Source organism: Monashia sp. HAY1-5C, from assembly GCF_056755255.1.
In genome coordinates, this window is sequence record NZ_JBPGXG010000641.1 from 1 (window position 1) to 245 (window position 245).

Here is a 245-nt window from a genome sequence, read left to right on the forward strand (position 1 = left end):
CGTTGGTGGGCAAGTAGCCGAACGGACCGAGGCCGTTCTGGCCGAAGCTGCGGTCAACCTGGGTGACGCCGCCCTTGAAGTTCATCTTCACGGTGGGTGACAGGGAGCCGCCGCGGACGCCGTCGACGTTGTCGATGAACGACTGGACGAGGCCGCCGGGCTGAACGTAGGGCGAGTAGGCCTGGAACTGCCGGCCGTTCTGGCGGGGGTCAGGACCCTCCGGTGCATTGGCCGGCATGTTCAGG

At 66.9% G+C, this 245-nt stretch carries 1 protein-coding gene; it reads right to left on the reverse strand.

Features of this window, described 5'->3' with window-relative positions:
* The coding region (locus tag ACR9ZK_RS23025) for a glycoside hydrolase family 68 protein (RefSeq protein ID WP_481344237.1) at positions 1 to 245 on the reverse strand (245 nt) is incomplete at both ends.